The 1,667-nt window shown below is 47.5% G+C and carries 1 protein-coding gene and 1 pseudogene; both read left to right on the top strand.

Annotation, left to right across the window (positions count from 1 at the left end; genetic code table 11):
• A pseudogene (locus R7P35_RS23930) lies at positions 1-303 on the top strand (hypothetical protein); the annotation flags it as partial.
• Between the two features lie 89 nt (positions 304-392).
• The coding region (locus R7P35_RS23925; protein ID WP_318092817.1) for an ATP-binding cassette domain-containing protein at positions 393-1,667 on the top strand (1,275 nt) is incomplete at its 3' end.

The following is a 1,667-nucleotide window of genomic DNA, read 5'->3' as shown; positions in this document are numbered from 1 at the left end:
GTGGCGCAATCTGAGATCCTCAACAAATTGGGATTACAGCGCGAAGCATTTTCGGCTCTCAACCAAACTTATGCGCTGTTCCAATTTTTGCAGCTTGAAAGCCATGACCTGATTGAGCGTGTTGGCCACCTACTCGGCCAGCAAAGTGAGGACTTACTTGCACACATGGCCGCATTTTGCTCTGCGCAGCGCAATGCTCAATGGATGATAGAGCTGGACCATGTCACTCGCGCCCATGAACAGTTTTTGCATTTACAGGCAATGAGCTCAGCAGAAGCGGTTGCTCCCCACCTCTACAACTAATGAGTACCAGAGCAATGGAAAGCAGCAGGATTTCAGCGCCATCACCATTGCTCTAGGTTTATTTGCTATATCAAACACAAGGATACGTGATGTCTTCTCAAACCATTCTTTCGGTGAACAACTTGTCTGTCAGCTTTACGACAAACGATGGGATCGTCGATGCAGTAAAGAATGTTAGCTTCGAGCTACAAGCGGGTGAAACGCTGTCTATCGTCGGCGAATCTGGTTCCGGCAAATCAGTTTCCACCAACGCTTTAATGAAGCTGCTACCAGACAACGCCATTGTCCATCCAGACTCGTCAATCATGTTTGAAGGCGAATCCATTCTGGACAAAACCGAGCGACAAATGCAGCGCATTCGCGGCGATCGCATCGGAATGATATTCCAAGAGCCGATGACTTCACTGAATCCGTATATGCGGGTCGGTATTCAAGTGGCGGAAGCCATGATGTGTCATCGCTCAGTCAATCAGCGCAAAGCCAAAGAACGTGTGCTTGAACTGTTTGATTTGGTTCATTTGCCGAACCCGCAACAAGCCTATGATAAGTATCCCCATGAGTTTTCTGGTGGTCAGTTACAGCGCATCATGATTGCCATGGCGCTAATTAACGAACCAGACATCTTAATTGCCGATGAGCCGACAACCGCGCTTGACGTTACCGTTCAGGCGGAAGTGCTACTGCTGATTAAAGAGATTCAAGCAAAAATGGGGATGGCTATTTTATTTATCACCCATGACCTAGGCGTGGTGAAACACTTTGCCGATCGTGTGTTGGTGATGTGCAAAGGTGAGGTCGTTGAAGAAGGCATCACTGAGCACCTATTTTCTGATCCTCAGCATGAATACACCAAAATGCTGATTAACTCGATTCCGAAAGGAAGCAAAACCCCCGTTGACGAGAAAGCGTCGGAATTGCTCAACGCTGAAGACATTCGTGTGAAGTTTTTGGTGACGCCTCACTTTATCCCAAGCAAAAACGAGTACTTCGAAGCGGTAAAAGGCATCTCGTTACAACTAAAACAGGGCGAAACACTAGGCATTGTTGGTGAATCCGGTTCGGGTAAATCCACGTTAGGGCGTGCGTTGATCGGTTTGCTACCGTCTACCGGAAAAATTGAGTTTAAAGGTCAAAACATGGCCTCACTCAGCGACAAAGAGCGGTTCGATCTGAAAAAAGACGTACAAATGGTGTTCCAAGATCCATACGGTTCGCTTTCACCACGTATGACCATCGGGGAAATCATCACTGAAGGATTAACCGTCCACCGGCCATATTTAAACAAGAAAGAACGCATGCAAAAAGCGCGTGATGTTCTGCGCGAAGTACGTTTGGATCCCGCATCAATAAACCGCTATCCGCAC

The organism is Vibrio sp. Vb0304 (assembly GCF_033338995.1).
Classification (GTDB): Bacteria; Pseudomonadota; Gammaproteobacteria; order Enterobacterales; family Vibrionaceae; genus Vibrio; species Vibrio alginolyticus.
The sequence above is the reverse complement of the archived record's forward strand: the minus strand, read 5'-3'. Positions and strand labels throughout refer to the sequence as shown.